14 protein-coding genes are annotated in these 19,477 nt (G+C 50.3%); 5 read left to right on the top strand and 9 right to left on the bottom strand.

Annotation, left to right across the window (positions count from 1 at the left end):
* The first annotated feature begins 199 nt into the window (after positions 1 to 199).
* Positions 200 to 1,348, top strand: a complete 1,149-nt coding sequence (locus ACG2F4_RS14095) for a PP2C family protein-serine/threonine phosphatase (RefSeq protein ID WP_395261524.1) — start codon at positions 200 to 202, stop codon at positions 1,346 to 1,348.
* A gap of 163 nt (positions 1,349 to 1,511) precedes the next feature.
* Here ACG2F4_RS14095 and tkt read toward each other — a convergent pair whose 3' ends face one another.
* The 8 genes from tkt to ACG2F4_RS14055 all read right to left on the bottom strand — a co-directional run bounded on the left by tkt (position 1,512) and on the right by ACG2F4_RS14055 (position 10,097).
* A complete protein-coding gene (gene tkt, locus ACG2F4_RS14090; protein ID WP_395261523.1) occupies positions 1,512 to 3,512 on the bottom strand; it encodes a transketolase in 2,001 nt (666 codons plus the stop codon).
* Between the two features lie 154 nt (positions 3,513 to 3,666).
* Complete coding sequence (locus ACG2F4_RS14085; protein ID WP_395261522.1) at positions 3,667 to 4,695, bottom strand: tetratricopeptide repeat protein; 1,029 nt, start codon at positions 4,693 to 4,695, stop codon at positions 3,667 to 3,669.
* Between the two features lie 264 nt (positions 4,696 to 4,959).
* The gene (locus ACG2F4_RS14080) at positions 4,960 to 5,679 is read right to left on the bottom strand and encodes a TIGR00730 family Rossman fold protein (RefSeq protein WP_395261521.1); all 720 of its coding nucleotides are present in this window, start codon (positions 5,677 to 5,679) and stop codon (positions 4,960 to 4,962) included.
* An 11-nt stretch (positions 5,680 to 5,690) separates the two neighbouring features.
* Complete coding sequence (locus ACG2F4_RS14075; protein ID WP_395261520.1) at positions 5,691 to 6,440, bottom strand: DUF5683 domain-containing protein; 750 nt, start codon at positions 6,438 to 6,440, stop codon at positions 5,691 to 5,693.
* Positions 6,364 to 7,287: a ParB/RepB/Spo0J family partition protein gene (locus ACG2F4_RS14070; RefSeq protein WP_395261519.1), complete on the bottom strand. Its 924-nt coding sequence runs from the start codon at positions 7,285 to 7,287 to the stop codon at positions 6,364 to 6,366. Before ACG2F4_RS14070 ends, ACG2F4_RS14075 begins: the two co-directional genes overlap by 77 nt.
* Before the next feature lie 26 nt (positions 7,288 to 7,313).
* On the bottom strand, positions 7,314 to 8,111 hold the full coding sequence (locus ACG2F4_RS14065) for a ParA family protein (RefSeq protein ID WP_395261518.1): 798 nt from the start codon (positions 8,109 to 8,111) through the stop codon (positions 7,314 to 7,316).
* A 490-nt stretch (positions 8,112 to 8,601) separates the two neighbouring features.
* The gene (gene ald, locus ACG2F4_RS14060; RefSeq protein WP_395261517.1) at positions 8,602 to 9,717 is read right to left on the bottom strand and encodes an alanine dehydrogenase; all 1,116 of its coding nucleotides are present in this window, start codon (positions 9,715 to 9,717) and stop codon (positions 8,602 to 8,604) included.
* 113 nt (positions 9,718 to 9,830) lie between these two features.
* Complete coding sequence (locus ACG2F4_RS14055; protein WP_395261516.1) at positions 9,831 to 10,097, bottom strand: hypothetical protein; 267 nt, start codon at positions 10,095 to 10,097, stop codon at positions 9,831 to 9,833.
* Between the two features lie 203 nt (positions 10,098 to 10,300).
* Here ACG2F4_RS14055 and ACG2F4_RS14050 point away from each other — a divergent pair, with 203 nt between their 5' ends.
* The 3 genes from ACG2F4_RS14050 (at position 10,301) to ACG2F4_RS14040 (ending at position 13,343) form a co-directional block, all read left to right on the top strand.
* Positions 10,301 to 11,176: a DUF58 domain-containing protein gene (locus tag ACG2F4_RS14050; protein ID WP_395261515.1), complete on the top strand. Its 876-nt coding sequence runs from the start codon at positions 10,301 to 10,303 to the stop codon at positions 11,174 to 11,176.
* Positions 11,177 to 11,313: 137 nt separating this feature from the next.
* Positions 11,314 to 12,354 carry a hypothetical protein gene (locus ACG2F4_RS14045; RefSeq protein WP_395261514.1) on the top strand — a complete coding sequence of 347 codons (1,041 nt, stop codon included), beginning with the start codon at positions 11,314 to 11,316 and terminating at the stop codon, positions 12,352 to 12,354.
* Positions 12,351 to 13,343 carry a VWA domain-containing protein gene (locus ACG2F4_RS14040; RefSeq protein ID WP_395261513.1) on the top strand — a complete coding sequence of 331 codons (993 nt, stop codon included), beginning with the start codon at positions 12,351 to 12,353 and terminating at the stop codon, positions 13,341 to 13,343. Before ACG2F4_RS14045 ends, ACG2F4_RS14040 begins: the two co-directional genes overlap by 4 nt.
* Here ACG2F4_RS14040 and ACG2F4_RS14035 read toward each other — a convergent pair.
* Entirely contained in the window at positions 13,340 to 15,322 is a 1,983-nt protein-coding gene (locus tag ACG2F4_RS14035; RefSeq protein ID WP_395261512.1) for a GWxTD domain-containing protein, read from the bottom strand. The genes ACG2F4_RS14040 and ACG2F4_RS14035 overlap by 4 nt on opposite strands.
* Before the next feature lie 339 nt (positions 15,323 to 15,661).
* On the opposite strand from ACG2F4_RS14035, the gene mfd reads away from it, so the two are divergent.
* Positions 15,662 to 19,018 (top strand): transcription-repair coupling factor, encoded by a 3,357-nt coding sequence (gene mfd / locus ACG2F4_RS14030; protein WP_395261511.1) that lies wholly within the window; start codon positions 15,662 to 15,664, stop codon positions 19,016 to 19,018.
* Positions 19,019 to 19,477: the final 459 nt, after the last annotated feature.

The raw sequence follows: 19,477 nt of genomic DNA, 5'->3' as shown, positions 1-19,477 counted from the left end.
CAATAGGGTCGCTACCCGTGAACCGCCGTTTGAACCTGTGTTCAGAATCCAGCTTTTTACGGCACTCGTGTTACATCCGGCTTTTAATATTGACTAACTGCCGGCGATCATTGATAATTGTCCATGAACCGTGAAGGTAAACTTTTTAATTCAGAATTCGAATAAGCTTGTATTGTCAATTTAGATAAACCTTTTATAGATGGGATTAAAAAACGAAGCACAGTCGGCCTTACAAAGTACCAAGTCGTTTTACAGGGAATATGTGTCAGGGATGACGCGGGAACGGCTGGGGAAGGAGCTATATGAAGACACCGACCGGCTGAAACAGCTTTACCACGAGGCGATCGGCCAGGAGGAAGAGCAAGAGCAGGGAGCAGCGCTGCCCGGTCACGTCAAATTTTTCCGGTTGTTCTCTTCTCTTACCCAGCGGCTGAACCCAACGCGCAGGCTCGCATTCGGGCTCTCCACCATTTCGTTCGTGTTGTATTATTTGGCGGGATTTGTGGGAATATCCGATTTTGTGCTCTTTTATGATCTGCTGTTGCCGTTTTCATTTGGCACCATGCTGCTGTTGCTGCTTGTGGAACTGCTGGAAAAATCGGATGTAAAGCGGGAGATCGACCTGGCAAGAGAAATTCAACTGGGTCTGCTGCCCGCCACCGAGCTGGTCAGGGATCACCTTGAGATCTACTCATTTGCCAATACCGCCCAGGAGGTGGGCGGCGACTACGTGGATATGATCGAGACCGGGGCGGGCACCTACATCGTTATAGCGGATGTCTCCGGCAAGGGGCTCACCGCCGCTCTTTATATGGTTCGCATGCAGGCGCTGGTTCATCTCCTGATCGAAAAAGAACAGCCTCCTCCAAAAAAACTGCTTGTAGAACTGAATGACTATGTAAAGTCGGGGGCGGCTGACAAGACTTTTGTCACCGCCTGTGCGGCCTTTTTTCCTCATGGAGCAGGTCACTTTACGTTTGCGCGCGCCGGCCACAACGCGCCCATATTCTACAGCCGGGAGCGCGATGCCACATTTGAACTCCGTTCCGACGGTTTTGCGCTGGGCATGACCTCTTCCCAAAACCTGGAAAATTTCATGCAGGAAAAGAAATTCCATTTCAAGAAAGGAGACAGTGTTCTCTTTTTCACCGATGGTCTCACCGAAGCCCGTAACGAGTACGGGGAACAATACGGGGAAGAGCGGGTCGATTCCCTGATGAGTATCTACGGTTCGCTACACGCCAAAACCATTGTTCGGAAAATTCACGCTTCCCTGGAGGGATTTATCGGCAAAGAAAAACCCCCGGATGATATCACATTTACGTGCGTACATCACCCGGAGGATTAATTTGTGACTAAGTACGGGTAAAAGAGGGTTTTACGAAACCCTCAATTCCACTTTATGAGGGGGGTACTCCCGCTTGGCACCCGGTAAGGTCGGTAGTACAACCACCTCCCGCCATAGCAGTAGATCTGCAAAGGCTCCAAATTAATAATTCGCTGCGAATTACCTATTTGCCGAGCAGGTCTTTGGCCTCTTCTACCAGGCGTTCCGGTGTCAGCTCGAACTCCTGATAAATCGTCTCATAGGGAGCCGAGGCGCCGAAATGATCGATTCCCACGGCCACCCCTTCCGAGCCGATCCACTTGTGCCAGCCGTGGGTTGAACCCGCTTCAATGGATATCCGTGCCTTGATATCCGGCGGCAGTACCTGATCTCTGTACTTTTTACTCTGCTGCTCAAACAGTGACCACGAGGGCATGCTCACGACTCTCGCTGCGATACCCTCTTCAGCAAGGGTCTGCTGGGCTTCCATCGCGTACTGCACTTCGGAACCGCTCCCGATAAGGATAATATCGGGCTTGCTGTCGCTGTCGGAAAGTACGTATGCACCCTTCAGCGTATTTTCTGCAGCGGCATATTTTTCACGGTCATACGTCGGCAAGTTTTGACGAGTCAAAACCAGCATCGACGGACCCTCATCGTGTTCAATGGCAGCTTTCCACGCCCAGGAAACTTCGTTGGCGTCGGCGGGGCGCAGCACCAGCAGGTTGGGCATGGCCCGCAGCGAGGAGAGGTGTTCAACCGGTTGGTGGGTGGGACCATCTTCCCCGAGGCCGATACTGTCGTGGGTCATCACAAAGATGGAGGGAATTTCAGACAGGGCGGCAATGCGGATCGCGGGCCGGCAATAGTCTGAAAAAATAAGGAAAGTACCTCCGTACGGGATAATGCCCCCATGGAGGGCCATTCCGTTCATAGCTGCCCCCATGGCATGTTCCCGCACTCCGTAGTGCATGTTGCGGGCAGTATAATCTTCCGCGCTGAACGGTCCGGAGGAATCGATCCAGGTTTTGTTACTTCCGTGCAGGTCAGCCGAACCGCCAAGCAGTGCCGGCAGGTAGCCTTCAATGGCATTTAATACTTTGCCGGAAGAAGCTCGGGTTGCCAATCCCTTTTCATCTGCCGGAAATACGGGCAGCCTGGAATCAAAATCGGCGGGAAGCTCGCGGCTGATCCGCGCCTTGAATTCAGCGCCCTTTTCGGGATGCACCGACAGGTACTCCTCCACCCGCTGCTCCCACTGTTTTGACAACTTTTTACCCTTTTCAACAGCTTCCGCCATGTGTTTTGCGACCTCTTCCGGTATATAGAACTTCTTATCCGGATCCCATCCGAGGTTCTCTTTTGTCAGGCGCACTTCCTCTTCTCCAAGCGGGGCCCCGTGCGAGGCTTCACTGTCCTGCTTGTTGGGACTTCCGAATCCGATGTGGGTGTTACATACAATAATGGAGGGCTTGTCCGATTTTTGAGCGTGTTTTATGGCGTTTTCCACCGCTTGGTGATCGTGCCCGTCAATTTCCTGCACATGCCAATTATAGGCCTTAAAACGCTCGTTTACATTTTCAGTAAATGCAAGATCGGTGCTGCCGTCGATGGAAATATTATTTGAATCATACAGATATATAAGCTTCCCGAGCTCCAGGTGGCCGGCCAGGGAGGCGGCCTCGTGGGAGATGCCCTCCATCAGGTCACCGTCACTTACAATACCGTAGACATAGTGATCGGTTAGCACAAACTCCCCGGTATTGTACAGCGATGAAAGATGTGCTTCCGCAATCGCCATTCCCACACCGGTTGCAAACCCTTGTCCCAGCGGACCTGTCGTAGTTTCTACTCCCGGTGTCAAGCCATATTCAGGATGACCCGGCGTCAAACTGTCCCACTGGCGAAAATTCTTCAGTTCCTCAAGTGAAAGATCATAGCCGGTCAGGTGAAGCAGACTGTAGAGCAACATAGAGCCGTGCCCCGCAGAAAGGATAAATCGATCCCTGTCGTACCAGTCCGGGTTGGTAGGATCATGGCGGAGAAACCGGGTCCATAATACATAAGCGGCGTCGGCCATTCCCATCGGCATACCCGGATGCCCGGATTCGGCAGCCTGTACGGCATCCATAGACAGCGTGCGAATCGTATTTACACAAAGATCATCAAGTGATTGAGTTGACATGCTAAAGTAATTTGTGGCTCTTATTCACATTACGTTTGGTTTTTGCGCAATGAAAATAGTTAATGCCAACATTACTTGAAACTAAAAATTGGTACAAAAAAAGCCTCTCTTCCGAGAGGCTTTTATAAAAAATCACAAATAGAACTTGTTATTATCAGGTGCTGCTTTCGCACTCCAGCTCAAACTCTATCTCGTGTTCCGCCGGAGATTGGAAAGAACCGAAAGCCGCATTTTTAAAGGCGGAGCAGGCTTCTGCTTTTCGTCCCTGTGCCTTCAGAGCCGTTCCCAGCTCAAAATAGATTTTTGCCAGTTCCGTCTTTCCACCGGTCTCCAGGTCAAGCGCTTTCTGGGCGTGAGAAATCGCCTGGTCCCAGTTGGTCTGCTTGTTGTGCAGTTCAGCCAGCCTGTAGTGAGCATTGGCAGATTCCGCATCATACTCAAGGGCCCGGTTCAACTGCTCTTCAGCCCGCGCAAAATTTTTATCCTCCATATTTTGCACGCCCCGGTAAATCAGGTTGTCGCGGCCTGCTTCGGTGGCCTGCCGCACAATCTGGTTGTCGTTGACCTGTTTTCCGACCTCAATGGCCTGATCAAACATCTCAAGTGCTATATCCAGGTCTTCATCATTTTGATTTTTGATGACCAGCCCTTTCTGATAATAGGCTTTTGCATAATTGGGATTCCGCTCAATCGCTTCATCCAGCGAAGCAATTGCCGCATCGTACTGCTGCGACTTAAACTCAATAATAGAGCGCGTATACAGCAGCTGGGTTACAATATTGCTCGCCTTTTGTGCAACCTGTCCATTGCCATATTCTTCGGAAATATCAGCGGCTTCCTGGAATGCGGTCATCGCTTCCTCCAGTCCTGCAATATTCTGGCTTTGCTGGAACGCTTTGTACTTGGTTACCGCGAGTTGAAAATAGATAGAAGGCAGTTGACTCTGTGCCCGGTCAACCAGATCCCCGGCTTTCTCATTATCTGATTCTTCAGCTAGTGAGACAGCCTGGTTGTACATGTTGATGGCACTTTCAAATTCATTTGCCTTGGCTTGTTCCAATGCCTTGTTGAAAGCAGCAACCGCCTTTGAGTAGTTGTCACTTTGTGCCAAGGCCTGCGTAGAAAGCCCGATCGTAAGGATACCGGCCATAAAAAGTGTTGCACTGTATTTTAAATACTTCATGTTCCCATATTTTTAGAGTGAACGTTCAGAGCGATAGAAAGTAATGAATAAAAAAATTTATTTAAATGAAAAACTCAATTACCTCTGAAATATTGTACTATTGGTTGAAATGCCGATCTTAATTCCCGTTACACCAGCGGTTATCAATATATCAACATAGGTTAGATCCATAAAATGGATTAATGTTCCCTAATCTATTTTAAACATGGAATCGAATGCCGCACCATCCGGCACTTCCCGGGTTTCGCAAGGCAGGTCGATTCGCTAAAAATTGGGACTGACGGAATGTTTTTGATAGAATGAACAGATAATATCAACCGCCTTCAGGTGGTCATCCGTCAGGTGAAACAGGTTGATATCCTCCGGTGAAATCGTTCCCTCCTCCACCATCTTGTTTTTAATCCAGTCAACCAGTCCTCCCCAGTATTCCGTGCCGATAAGTACGACGGGAAACTGCGTTATTTTATTCGTTTGAATCAGCGTCATCGCCTCAAAAAATTCATCCAGCGTTCCGAATCCCCCGGGAAAGACGATAAAGCCCTGTGCGTATTTCACAAACATCACTTTACGGGCAAAAAAGTAATGGAACATAATCGTATAATCGGGATCCACAAACTCGTTTACCCCCTGTTCAAAAGGCAGGTCAATACCGAGGCCTACCGATTTTGCCTGCTGTTCCCTGGCACCCTTGTTTGCCGCCTCCATGATTCCCGGTCCGCCTCCGGTTATTACCCCAAACCCCTTTTTGGTCATCTCGCGGGCGGCCTCCACGGCCTGCTGGTAATAGGTGCTGCCCGGTTTTGTGCGCGCCGATCCGAAAATGGAAACACAGGGCCCGATACGGAACAGTTTGTCATATCCATCGACAAATTCCCCCATAATTTTGAAAATGCTCCACAAGTCGGTATCCCGCTCCTGTTCGAATTGTTCCGGGACCAACCGGGCGTTTTTGGGGGCATCATTTGTATTACTATCCTTTTCCATAAAAATCTGCTCTATTTGGTATGATTAAACAGCTGAACCGAAAGTGTTATTCCGGGAGAGGATTCTGCTATGAGCGCAGGTTTAAGATCGGTTTTCAGGCTCAGGTCCTCCGACACGTCAAACGAGCGCATGTGCGCATAAACGTAGGCATCGAGCGCATTAAGCCCGTAGGCCAGTACAATGCCAAGATAGGTCAAATCTCTCCGGTTCTGTAACCGGTTCCTGGTATTGCGCAGCTGTTCTTCGTTCGTATTCGGGGGAATATAGTCGGGCGTTGGACCAAACCTCATATCATCGTTGTTAGCATTGTAATAGGCAGCCCGGTAATCCCAGTACCTGTGGGTCAGGTAGATATTGTACCCCACCACCCCGCCAATAAGCCCGTACACAAGCGGTATTTTCCACGCCTGTTTGTTAACCAGCTGTCCCCAGCCCGGTATCATCAGCGACTTCATGAGCACGCTTTTGGGTTCGGGATACCGGGAAGTAGATTCGTTTTCAGTATTGGCGGTTGTGTCTGGCTGCACGGGGCCGAAGCCTTTAATAGCATATTGCGACCGGGGAGACAGAAAGGCCTCCGCCGTTTGTCGCTGCAGGTGATCAGCGTGCCCAATATTTTCCGCCGGCTGAGCTGTAGCCGGAACCACCGCAAAAAGCGAAAGAATGAAACAGAACAGCAGGACGCTAAATAGATTCGAATAGCTCGAGAAGCCGGTCCAGATCTTCGTCTGTATAATATTCGATGCGAATTTCTCCGCCATCCTTTTTGGGTTTTATATTTACTTTAGTACTAAACTTACGTCTGAGCCGGTTGGATATTTCGTTGAAGAAGGCACGGTTTTCATCCTCCTGTTTGTCAGTTGATCTCTTCTTTTGCTTTTTGCCGATCTGCCGGACCGCTTTTTCAATTTGCCGGACCGAATAGTCATGTTCTACCGCCTTCTCAAAAATCTCTTCCTGCACATCGGGATCCTCAATATTAATCAGCGCCCGGGCGTGGCCCATCGAGATGCTGCCATCCCGCAGAGCGGCCTGTATAAAGGGCGGCAGGTTTAACAGCCGGAGCATATTGGTGATGGTCGTGCGGTTTTTACCCACTTTTTCAGCTACCTCGGCCTGGGTGTAGTCACACTCCTCGATAAGCCGCTCGTACCCCATGGCAATTTCGATGGGATTCAGATCTTCCCGCTGGATATTCTCAATCAGTGCATACGAGATGATATCCTCGTCATTGACCTCGCGTATGTATGAGGGAATCTCATCGAGTCCCGCCAGTTTTGAGGCCCGCAGGCGGCGTTCTCCGCTGATCAGCTCAAACCGCTTGTCCCCGATGTAACGGACCGTAATAGGCTGGATAAGCCCGTGTTTTTTAATAGACTGGGCCAGCTCCTCCAGGCTTTCGTCCTTAAACTCTTTGCGCGGCTGATGCGGATTGGGGCGGATATCTCCCACGGGGATATGCAGCACAATATTGACCCGCTTTTCTGGCTCTACAACCGTACCGGAAGATGACTCCGTTCCTCCCGTATTTTCTGGTTCTTCCCCCTCCTCTTTGTAATCGGGGAAAAATGCTCCTAGTCCTCGTCCCAAAACTTTTTTAGATGCCATAACGGTATTGTCCTGTAACTGCTGATCTAATTAGCGAACACCGGGCTGTTCTCAAACATACTCTTGTTGCGGTGGATAATTTCACGGGCCAGCGCCAGGTAATTTTTCGCCCCCTTGCTGGTGGAATCGTAAAGCAGCGCGGGCTTCCCAAAACTGGGGGCTTCAGCCAGCCGCACATTGCGGGCAATGACGGCCTCAAAAACGCGGTCTTCGAAATACTTTCGCACCTCCTCGGCCACCTGGTCCGACAGCCGCGTGCGGGTATCGTACATCGTGAGCAAGACCCCTTCGATCTCCAGTTCAGTATTGAGATGCTGCCGAACAATTTTAATGGTGTTCAGCAGCTGGCCAAGCCCCTCGAGCGCAAAATATTCACACTGGACCGGTATAATAACTGAATCTGAAGCCGTGAGCGAATTTATGGTCAGCAATCCCAGCGAGGGCGGGCAGTCGATAATAATAAAATCATATTTCTCGCGCAGCTCCACGATCGCCTTTTCAAGGATTCGCTCCCGTTCATTGCGGTCGATCATCTCAATTTCAGCTCCCACGAGATTTATATGGGAAGGCAGCAGATCCAAAAACGGCAGGTCGGTCTCAAGTACCGCTTCGGTGGCCTCCTGTCCGCCAACCATTACTTCATAAATAGATTGTGTGACTGTCTTGGTATCGATTCCCAGGCCGCTGGTCGTATTACTTTGGGGATCGATATCCAAAATGAGGGTCGGGTGTTCTATCGCCGCGAGGCTTGCAGCCAGGTTTATAGCGGTCGTCGTTTTCCCAACTCCACCTTTCTGGTTGGCTATGGAAATAACTTTGCCCATGTAAAATTTCTAACTAATGTATTAAAGAGGAAGTTTGAAAAAATATAATGTGCAACCTGTAGCTAAACAAAAATACTTATACACATCTTATCAACGATGATTTATATTTTTAAACTCAAAAATCAATAAATAATTGCAATATAACTTTATAGCATTGTGTAAGAGGATGTTGCAACACCGTTAATTGGCCAATCTCAATATTTTGCCAATTTAATACCCTGATTTACGGGATACAGCCTGGGGTTTCGAATGTCCGAATGCAAAAAAAAGAGTCTTTTTACAGAAGAGGTGTTCCTTTTGGCTTGATTCAACGAGAATCAAAAGATCAGGCGGGTGAATGGGTACCCCCCCCCGCAGCCGCTGCATTCAAGGCCTGGAGAGCAGGTTGATTTTTTTCACCGTCCCCTCGTCAGGCAGAAATTCTTCCGATTGAATTCTGGTATTATAACCTGTTAATATTTTATCCTTCGAAATTCATACTTTCCGGCCATCATGCGAGATGGCTCTCAATTGGAGTATGGTCCGCACCAAAAGCATCAGCCACATTTTCGTAGACAATATCCCCTTCCACGATATTAACTCCCTTTTGAAGGCCGGGATCCTCACGGGCCGCCTGCTTCCACCCCTTGTTCGCCAGGGCTAAGGCATATGGGAGTGTTGCGTTGGTCAGCCCCAGGGTTGACGTGTGGGGAACCGCCCCCGGCATGTTCGCCACGCAATAGTGAAGCACATCATTCACCACAAACGTTGGAGCATCATGGGTTGTGGGTTTTGAAGTTTCAAAACAGCCCCCCTGGTCGATAGCCACATCCACCAGCACGGAACCGGACTCCATCATCTCAAGCATCTGCCGGGTAATCAAGTGAGGGGCCTTTGCACCCGTTTTTAATACCGCCCCGATCACCAGGTCCACATCGGGCAGCATCCGCCGTATGTTAACTTCGGAAGAAAACATGGTGGAGACATTACGGGGCATTACATCATCGAGGTATCGCAGTTTTGAAATATTAATATCCATGATGGTGGTGCTGGACCCCATGCCGGCGGTAACTTTAGCGGCATTGACGCCCACAATGCCTCCTCCCAGAACCAGCGTTTTAGCCGGGGGAACCCCGGGAATACCGCCCAGCAGCACGCCCCGTCCCCCGAGCGGCTTCTCCAGGTATTTGGCTCCCTCCTGTGCCGCCATTCGCCCGGCCACTTCACTCATCGGGATAAGCAGCGGTAGCGAACCATCCGGTTTCTCCACAGTCTCGTAGGCGATGGCAACCGCCCCGGAATCCACCACCGCCTCGGTCAGCGGCTGGCTTGCGGCAAAATGGAAATAGGTGAAGATAACCTGTCCCCTCCTCATTCGGGAATACTCCTCTTCAATCGGCTCTTTTACCTTCATGATCATCTCCGAGCGGTCCCATAGCTCGTCCGGATCATCGATAATCCGGGCCCCTTCTGCAGCATACCGTCCATCGGGATATCCGCTCGCCGTACCGGCATCTTTCTGGATCAACACCTGATGTCCCTGTTGTACAAACTGCTTAACCCCGCCGGGCAGGAGGGCCACCCGGTTTTCATGCGTTTTAATCTCCTTCGGTACTCCGATTCTCATAGCTGACCCCGCATTTTTGCTTCAATTTTTGCGCAAGGTAGGTATTTTTTCACAAAAAAGAAGCCTCCTCCCGCTCCTCAGAACCGGAAATACATAATCCCAAAAAGGGGACCTTATTCACGGAAAGAAGCACACTTTTTGAGGCCCTTCTCGGTTATTTTAATATGACCATACAGCAACGGTCCGCCAATTGTCACAATATCCACGTAGCCAAGCTCCTGCAGGTATTCCAGGAAGTTTTTTATTTCAGTGCGATCCAGCTCCAACTCTTCGTTTATTTTTTGAACAGACAGTTTTTTTCCCGCTTCGCCTCCTGCAACCTGCCCAATTCGTTCGAGCAGAAGCTTGCTTTTGTCACTGAATTCACTGCCGATGATCATAACGTGCCGATCAAATTAATTAGCCTGAAAATCGCTGGACAACAATAGAACAAACAGATCTGAACAAACCGTTACCGAAATGTTAACGAATTGTTAAATACAGGTCCTCTCTGCCGGATCAATTCGTGCATTTTCATTTTAACTTCTCTGTAAATTCCTTTTCTTAGGGTCTGTGAAATGTCAACACTCCCACTTTCTGTTTCATGATTTCAAAAGAGATACTCAAAAAAATCCGCAAGCTGGAGATCCGTACCAAGGGTATGGTGAACAATATTTTTGGCGGTGAATACCAGTCGGTATTCAAGGGTCGGGGAATGGAATTTTCCGAAGTCCGCGCCTACACCTACGGGGATGACATCCGGCAGATCGACTGGAATGTAACGGCGCGTACCGGCGACCCGTTTATCAAGCTTTTCGAAGAAGAGCGCGAGCAGACCCTGATGCTTTGCGTGGACATATCGCCGAGCGGTCTGTTCGGCAGCCACGACCAGCGGAAGATGGACCTGGCTATTGAGATCTGTGCGGTACTGGCCTTCAGCGCCATTAAAAATAATGACAAGGTGGGGATTGTGCTTTTCAGCGATGTTATTGAGAAAGTTGTGCCCCCCAAAAAAGGCCGCCTGCACGTGCTTCGGCTGATCCGGGAACTCTATACGACTGAACCGGAAGGCACCGGCACCGACCTGAGCGAAGCCCTCTCCTATGTCAACCGGCTGTTGAATCGCAGGTCCATCGTGGTGCTGGCAAGCGACTTCCAGGATCGCAATTTTGAAAAACAGATCAAGATCACCAGCCGCAAGCACGATCTTGTCAATATCATGATCAATGATGATCTGGAGGAAGAGCTGCCTGACCTGGGTATTGTTCCCCTCAGGGATGCTGAAACCGGGGATGAAGTACTCATAGACACCTCCAGCAAGAAAGTGCGCCAGGCATTTCGCAAGAAAAAGATCAAGGAAAAGCTCGCACTAAAAGACAAGTTTCGCCGATTAAAAATCGACACAATCGATCTGCAAACCAACCGTTCCTACATTCAGCCCCTGATGAACTTCTTTCACCGGCGAATGCAGCGCTACTGATCGAGGGACTGGGAACGCATCACAGTATTCCTGTTTTTGGTTTACAATTTCCATACTTTCAGGCAAACAAATTTGGTGTTTCAGCATAGATCCAACAATATTTCACGTAAGTAGCAAGTGCAGGCAACCTTTTTTAGATGACGAAATCTACATTCTCAACCTGGTCAACCTGGAGTACAACACCCCTTCTGCTGCTTCTTCTGGTAGCTTTCGCGGAGAACCCCACCGCACAGGCGCAGGATGTAACCGAATATGTGACGGTAGACTCTCTCAGGGTCGGAGACACCTTTACCTACAACATAACGCTTCGCAAAAACCGGGAGTACGACAGCATTCTCTTCCCGGACTCCACCCATTTCGGGGAGATGTTTGAGATCCGTTCCCGGCAGCATTACAGGGAAACCAACTTCAAGGACAGCCTGGTCTACCGCGTGCAGTATTTCGGTACGGCCGACACCCGCATCCCCGCTCTTCCGATCAGGCTGATCTCCGGCACCGATACCACCACCGTCCGAACCAACCCGGTTCCAGTGTATTTTAGCTCCGTCCTGCAGTCCGAAAATGAGGAGTTCCGCCCCTTGAAACCGATCTTCGACTTCGCCCGTGCCTGGTGGGCCTATATTCTCGGGGCTATTCTTCTGGCATTGCTGAGTTGGTACCTATACCGGCTGTACCAGCAGAAGTCCGCCGAGCCGGAAGTCGAGCCGCGTGCCGATTTTTCTCCCGCCCCGTTTATGGACCCGCTGGTTCAGCTGGAAAACTCCCTGAAACAACTGCGCAGCTTTTCATTTGAGGAGGAAGAGGATGTCAAGCAGTTTTATATCAACCTAGGGGATGCCATCCGCACCTATTTTGAAACCCTGTACCATATTCCGGCGCTTGAGTCCACCAGCCGGGAAATTATCCTGGAGCTGGAAAAGCGGATGGTCGACGAACGGATGATCACCCAGACCCGCAAAGTGCTTCGCCAGGCGGACATGGTGAAATTTGCCAAGTTTAAACCCTCCGAGGAGCAAACCAGGATATCACTGTCTATTGCCCAGGATTTTGTAGAGGTTGCGCGAAAAAATGACGGCCCCCGGATCGAGCAGATGCGTCGCCAGCACCAGTCCGAGATTGAGGAACAGCGCCGAAAGTATGAAGAAGAATCCGAAACAAAAGAGCTGCATAACGCATGAGTTGGGCAAATCCCGAATGGTTCTGGCTGTTGACGCTGATCCCCCTGCTAATCGGGATCCAGGTATGGAGGCGACTTAAAAAACGCCAGCCCAGTATCACCTTTTCCGATGTTTCGGGCCTGAAAGACCTGCCGGGCAACTGGCGCAGCTACGGGATATGGATCGCACCGGCCCTCCAGTGGATCGCTTTCGCGCTGATTGTCATGGCCCTGGCGCGTCCCCAGCTCCAAAATACGACCGTAGAACGAAATGCTGAAGGGATCGACATTGTGCTGGTGCTGGATATCTCCACCTCCATGAAGGCCGAAGACCTGAAACCAAATCGTTTTGAAGCGGCTCGAAATGTAGCAAGCGACTTTATCGACAAGCGGGTCTCAGACCGGATCGGGCTTGTGGCCTTTGCTCGAAAAAGTTTTACAGTGGTGCCTCCCACCCTCGACTACGATCTGCTCAAGCGCCTGCTCGATGATGTACAGATGGGGATAGTGGAAGATGGAACCGCAATCGGCATGGGTATCGCCACGGCGGTCAATCGCCTGAAGGAGAGTCAGGCCGAAAGCAAAGTTATCATCCTGCTGACTGACGGGCAGAACAATTCCGGCGAAATTGATCCCGTCACGGCCGCCGATCTGGCTGTAACCTATGGCATTAAAATCTATACCATCGGGGCTGGAACGCGCGGTACGGCCCCCTACCCCGTACAAGACCCGGTTTTCGGGACCCGCTACCAAAATGTGAAGGTCGATATTGATGAGGAGATGCTGACCGAGATCGCCAATATGACGGAGGGCGAATACTTTCGCGCCACCAATACTGAACGTCTCCAGGATATCTATGACCGCATTGATGAACTGGAAAAGACTGAAGTTGAAGAACTTATCTACACCGATTACCAAGACCTGTACCTGCGCTTTCTAATCCCCGCCTTAGCACTCCTGATACTCGGACTGTTGTGCGAAAAGGTGTTTTTCAGGACTGAACTGGCTTAACCCTCCTCCCCATCTTCAGGGGCTTCAATGGTAAACTCAATCGACCGCTCCACTTCGCGTCCACTGCCGGGTTCGGTTGCCGTAAGTTCAAGTTTGTAGTCCCCGGCTTCAAACGGGGAAGTATCAATTTCGAGATTTTCCCTGAAGTGCGGGCCCCGAGACTCGAAATTAAGCGACAACCTCACCTTGTCTCTTTTTGTAAAAATACGCTTTAGCAATCCCATTTTTTCCACGGCTACATATTCGATTTGAAACGGCTTCGGGCTGGTCGGCTCACCTTCAAGATTGTACACTTCAAAATGTACGATCAGGTTCTCTCCCTGGTCAATAGTCGCGTCCGGTTCCACCCGGAATCCAAACGGCAGTTTTTCATCCATGGCATTCTCTCTGACCCCGACAATGAGATCTCCCATTTGAAGTTCCCCGTTAGTTATCAATATCGGCTCTTTCTGTTCCACCGATACGTTACCGATGGCGCGAATATTCTCTTTAAACACATTTTCGCTGACCCGCATGCTGTCTTTATTTTTATGCCGCAGCTCGATGGAAAAACGCTGGGTGTTTATCGTCTCTTTGTTCGGAACTTCAAAATAGGTGATCTCCGGCTGTACCCGGTCAATATTGCCGCGGAAACCGTCTAATCCTTTCAGGGGCTGGTTATCGGTAGCCTGCTGAAAGGCGATCTGGTTGCTTTTATCCACGCCCAATACCGATCCCGCCAGCATGTAAGATGACAGGCTAAAGTCATCTTCCCGCAGCTGGTCGTACAGGTACGCCCGGTACGGGTTGCTCAACACGTAGGTGGCCAGAAAGGGCTCATTTTGCTCATTGAGCAGGCGGTACTGGTGTACATCCAGGTCGATAGACGGGAACTCCCTGTCCAGTGTGGAACGCTCCTCGGGCGCCCTCATCTGTGCATGCGTGAGAGTACTCCGGTTTTGGTAATAAAGCTGGCGCGAATCCCACTGGTTGACTCCCTGTAAATTGTACAGGCGGGACTCCAGCTTCTGGTAGGCGCGTTCAAAATAGTTGTCGATGGTAACCAGGTTTTGATAATACATCAGCTGCAGGAAAAAGGACGGGGGCACCTTCATCTGGGTCCCCGAGCTCCGAAATGCGGAGTTGGGCATCATCTCCTCGACCGAGCTCAACAGGCTGAACTGCCCGGTGTTCCCGTCATTTCCGAAAATAAAAATGAGGGGAGTAAAATTATTATCGAGGATATCCCTGTAGACCCAAATTTCATAACGGGGATAGTTGTGAGCAAACCGAACCTGCCGCTCATAATTCATAATCTGTTGCTGCTTTTGCATGATACGAGCAGCCATGATTTGCTGGGCCATCGCTCTCGATACCGAATCGGTTCCACTGGGCAGCGGACCAAGGTCCGTCATTCTGATATCAAATGCCTGCTGTATCCACGACTGGACAAGCCCGGAGCTGAAATGGATCATTCCGTCGCGGACAAGGTCGGGCGAACCATATTTGACATATATTTCCGCACGCTCATCCGCATCGTAGGCAGAAACATCATTCCGCGTAAACTGCTCCCGCCCGTAGGCTATCCGCTTCCAGTGCTCTACGAGCCGCTCATTGTACCGGGTTGTGATGGTGGGATCCGTCAGTTTCCAAAAATGGAGCAGCTCCTGGCCCAGTTCCGTGAATTGTTTATCTTTCAGCAGGCCTCTCCATGCCCTGTACTGGCTGCGCTTGGCAATGGGCTGCAGGCGTTTGATTTCAGCTGACAACACCTCCTCAAATACCGGGTCAGACGGATTCTCGAGTCCCCAGTAGTAAATATCTACCGCTTGTTCATAAAGCTCGTTTTTTTGCAGGGCGGTCACCAGTTCAATGTAGGAAATGCCGATCCGGGGATCAGTTATCCCCTCTGGTGCACGTTCCGCCTCCGTGCTCCACAACTCCAGTGCTTTTTCAGGATCTCCATTCTCTACCGCTTTTTCTCCCTGTTCCAGTGCCACAGTGAAGTCCTCAACGGTTTGCGCCGGTACAGGACTGCACAACAATGAGAGGAGCATGAGAAACAGTATGAAGCCTCTTCCCCACATAGCACGTCAACTTTAGTAGTAAATAGCGAATGATCTATCACGAAGGCATATATTGCATATAAAAACAAATTACATATAACTACAAATATTATTGCATTTTTATGCAGATCTGCCTGAAATATATTGATTTAGTATAACGTAATTAATTCCACAACTATTTTAGAAATGGTGACAAATAATATTGCGTTAAAATGGCCTGTTTGCAGAGGAACCGTTATTTTGGCTGGGTTCTATTTCTAATACATTTCGCTCATGGTTTTAAAGAACATTACTGATACGGTTAAAAAGACGATCCCGTGGGACCAACTCCGGGAGCAGCTCAATCAACGCAACGCGATCTACCTGGACCATTTTGTAGGATCCACCTCCTCGCTGATGGTTCATCTGTTGTCCAGGGAGTATAAGAAAATAGTGGCCATATCTGCTGAATTTGAATCGGCCCAGTTTCTCAAGTCGGACCTGGAGGAACTGGCCACCGAAAATCCCCTGCTGTTCCCTCCCACCAATCACAAGCCGTACGATCAGCAGCAGATCATTGACAGCGGCCTGATGGTTCAGCGGTCGGAGGCACTGGAGCGCATCCAAGCCTCCGAACAATTTGTCACCGTAACATCGTCGCGCGCGCTTTTTGAAAAAATTGCGGCACCTGAGACATTCTCAACATCCTCCATCTCTATTGACAAGGGAGATCAGGTGGATTTTGAGAAACTGAAGGAGGAGCTGGTGGACCAGGAATACAAGAATGTGAAATTTGTGGACGAACCCGGCGAATTTGCCTCCCGGGGCGGCATCCTGGATATCTTCCCCTATTCCGGGGAATACCCGGTGCGTCTGGAGTTTTTCGGGGATGAGGTCGAGTCCATCCGCCAGTTTGATACCGATACACAGCGCTCCATCTCCTACCTGAACAGTGTGCGCATCGTGCCGGATGCCACAAATTTGAGTACCGGGGAAAAAGAGAGCCTGCTGACCTATTTTGACGATGAAACCCTTTTTGTCTTTTTCAACCAAAGCCTGGTAAAATCCGATATTGAAAAACGTTTCCACAAGGCAGAGGAGGCATACAAGGATCTCGAGGAGCCCGGGGAATCCCCTCCCCCGCACGAAGCCTTTATCTCCATCGGGGAGTTTGAAGCTCAAATTCGGGATAAGGCGGCCGTTCATTTCGGGGGGTTTTCCACCAGCGAGCAGTTCGACTGGACCTTCCGCCTGCCTGCAGAGCCGCAACCGGAATTCAACGGCAGTATCAAGTTGCTCAAAGAGAATATACGGGAACTCAGCAACGAGGGCTGCCAAACGTATATCCTGTGCGACAATGAGGGTCAGCGCGACCGTTTTGCGGAGCTTCTCGACGAGCCGACGGATACCTACCGCTACACCCTTGCTGTGAACACCCTGCACCAGGGATTTGTCCTCAGAGACCAAAAAACAGCCGTTTACACTGACCACCAGATCTTTAACCGCTACCACCGGCCCAAAACAAAGAAACGGCGCTATCACGGCGGAATCTCTTTCAAGGAGCTGCGGGACCTGAGTATTGGCGATTATGTGGTGCATGTAGACTACGGGATCGGTAAATTTGCCGGATTCAGGAAAATTAAAGTCAAGGGGGTGGAGCAGGAGTCGGTCGTCCTTAAATACCAGGAAGATTCGGTGCTGTACGTGAATGTATCGAGCCTGCACAAGGTTCAGAAGTATTCAGGCAAGGAGGGAACACAGCCCCGCATCTCAAAAATCGGCTCCGCCAAATGGGCCCGCAAAAAAGCGCAGACAAAGAAAAAAGTCAAGGATATCGCGCGTGACCTGATCAAGCTGTATGCCGAACGAAAATCGAAGGACGGGTTTGAATTTTCGGCAGACACCTCGTGGCAGACCGAGCTGGAAGCGCGCTTCGAGTTCGAGGAAACGCCCGACCAGATGGAGGCGATCAGGGCTGTAAAGCAGGATATGGAGTCCGATACGCCGATGGACCGCCTGGTCTGCGGGGATGTCGGCTTTGGCAAAACGGAAGTAGCGCTGCGAGCGGCCTTCAAGGCGGTCAATGATCACAAACAGGTTGCGGTACTGGTACCGACCACAATCCTTGCCGAACAGCACTACAACACGTTCAGGGAGCGGATGAAACATTTTCCCGTCAATGTCGACATGATTTCCCGCTTCCGATCCTCCAAAGAGCAGAAAGAGACAATCAAAAAACTCGAAGAGGGCAAGGTGGACATCATCATCGGCACCCACCGGCTTACCTCGAAAGATATCAAGTTCAACGACCTGGGCCTGTTGATTGTGGACGAGGAGCAGCGCTTCGGGGTCTCTGCCAAGGAAAAACTCAAGGAGTACCGCGCCACGGTGGATGTACTCACGCTTACGGCCACCCCGATCCCGCGAACACTCCAATTTTCGCTGATGGGGGCCCGCGACCTCAGCATCATCAATACCCCGCCCCCCAACCGCCAGCCGGTTCGTACGGAAATTCACAGTTTTGACAAAGACCTTATCAGCGATGCCATCCGGCAGGAGATGGCGCGCGGCGGACAGGTATTTTTCATCCACAACCGGGTGAAAAATATTGAAGAAGTGGCATCTATGGTCCGCCAGCTGGTGCCGGATGTGCGCGTACGTTTTGCACACGGACAGATGAGTTCCAAGAAACTGGAGAAGATAATTGCCGATTTTTACAACCATAAATTTGATGTGCTGGTCTCAACCAACATCGTGGAAAACGGCATCGATATCTCCAACGCCAATACCATGATTATCAACCGGGCCGATCATTTCGGCATGGCGGAACTGCATCAGCTGCGCGGTCGCGTGGGGCGCTCCAACCGCAAGGCGTTCTGCTACCTGATCACCCCACCCGTCGAAACGCTGACCAACGAAGCTCGTAAACGGCTGCTGGCCCTCGAAGAGTTTTCAGACCTGGGTTCCGGCTTCAGCCTGGCGATGCGCGACCTCGACATTCGCGGGGCCGGGGATATCCTGGGAGCGGAACAAAGCGGGTTCATCAACGACGTCGGGTTTGATCTATACCACAAAATTCTCAATGACGCCATCAAGGAGCTCAAGAAGGAAGAGTTCAGCGATGTGTTTGAGGACGTGGAAGTTGAAACCGATCTGCCCGAAACCACTGTTGAATTTGACGTTGCCGCCCTCCTGCCCGGCCGATATGTTTCCGACAACATTGAACGCCTCAATCTCTACCGAAAACTGGCGCAGGCCACCACGGAAGAGGAGATCGACGATTGGGAAGAGGAGGTGCGCGACCGGTTTGGCCCGATACCAAGCGAGGGGCAGCACCTGATTACAGGGGCCAGGATCAAGCTTTTCGCCTCGCATAACTTCATCACCAAAGTGACGGTTCGCGCCGACCGCATGTGGCTGAAATGTCCGAAAAACAGTTCCGAGCTTGGGGAAGAGTTTTACGGCACAAAATTTCAACCGCTGCTTAAGGCCCTGCAGGAATATTCCGAGGATCGCTTCAAGGTGATTCAGAAAGATGAACGGGTGCGCTTTGTGATCCATGAGATTGCGGATATCAAAGCGGCTGCCGAATTTCTGAAAGCACTGAAAGAAGCAACGGTGGATAAGGCGGAAACGGCTGCGGTGGGTTAACGTTTTCAGGTGAGTACAATCTTAAAGAGGACTTTGCAAAACCTCAAATTCTCGTTCTTAGGGAGTTGTACTCCCGTTTACAAGATTAACAAGGTCGGTGATACAACCGCCTACCAACAAAATATCAGGCTCTGCTAAGGTCCTTTAAAACAATACCAGCGGGTGTCACTACCACTAAAATTAATATTAGTAAAGTAATTAGCCACAGATTTTCACAGATAACATGCAGCATAAGGTTGTAAATGCAGAATAATGACGAGCTAATAACTACTACGCTAATTAACCGATAACTACACTAGCCCGGATTTCTCACGCGTATGTTGGATAAAATCATGTAACTTCATGGATGACCATAACTTATTCCATTTTTACTGCCAAATTATCATTACAGTCTGTAACAGGCTGCGAAATGGGCCTTTCAGCTGCGTTGAAGGACAAATCACCTGCTCAACGTACCAA

It is taken from the genome of Halalkalibaculum sp. DA3122, from assembly GCF_043951865.1.
GTDB lineage: Bacteria > Bacteroidota > Rhodothermia > Balneolales > Balneolaceae > JAMQKA01.
Note: the sequence above shows the minus strand (reverse complement) of the source record. Positions and strands in the feature narration are given on the sequence as shown.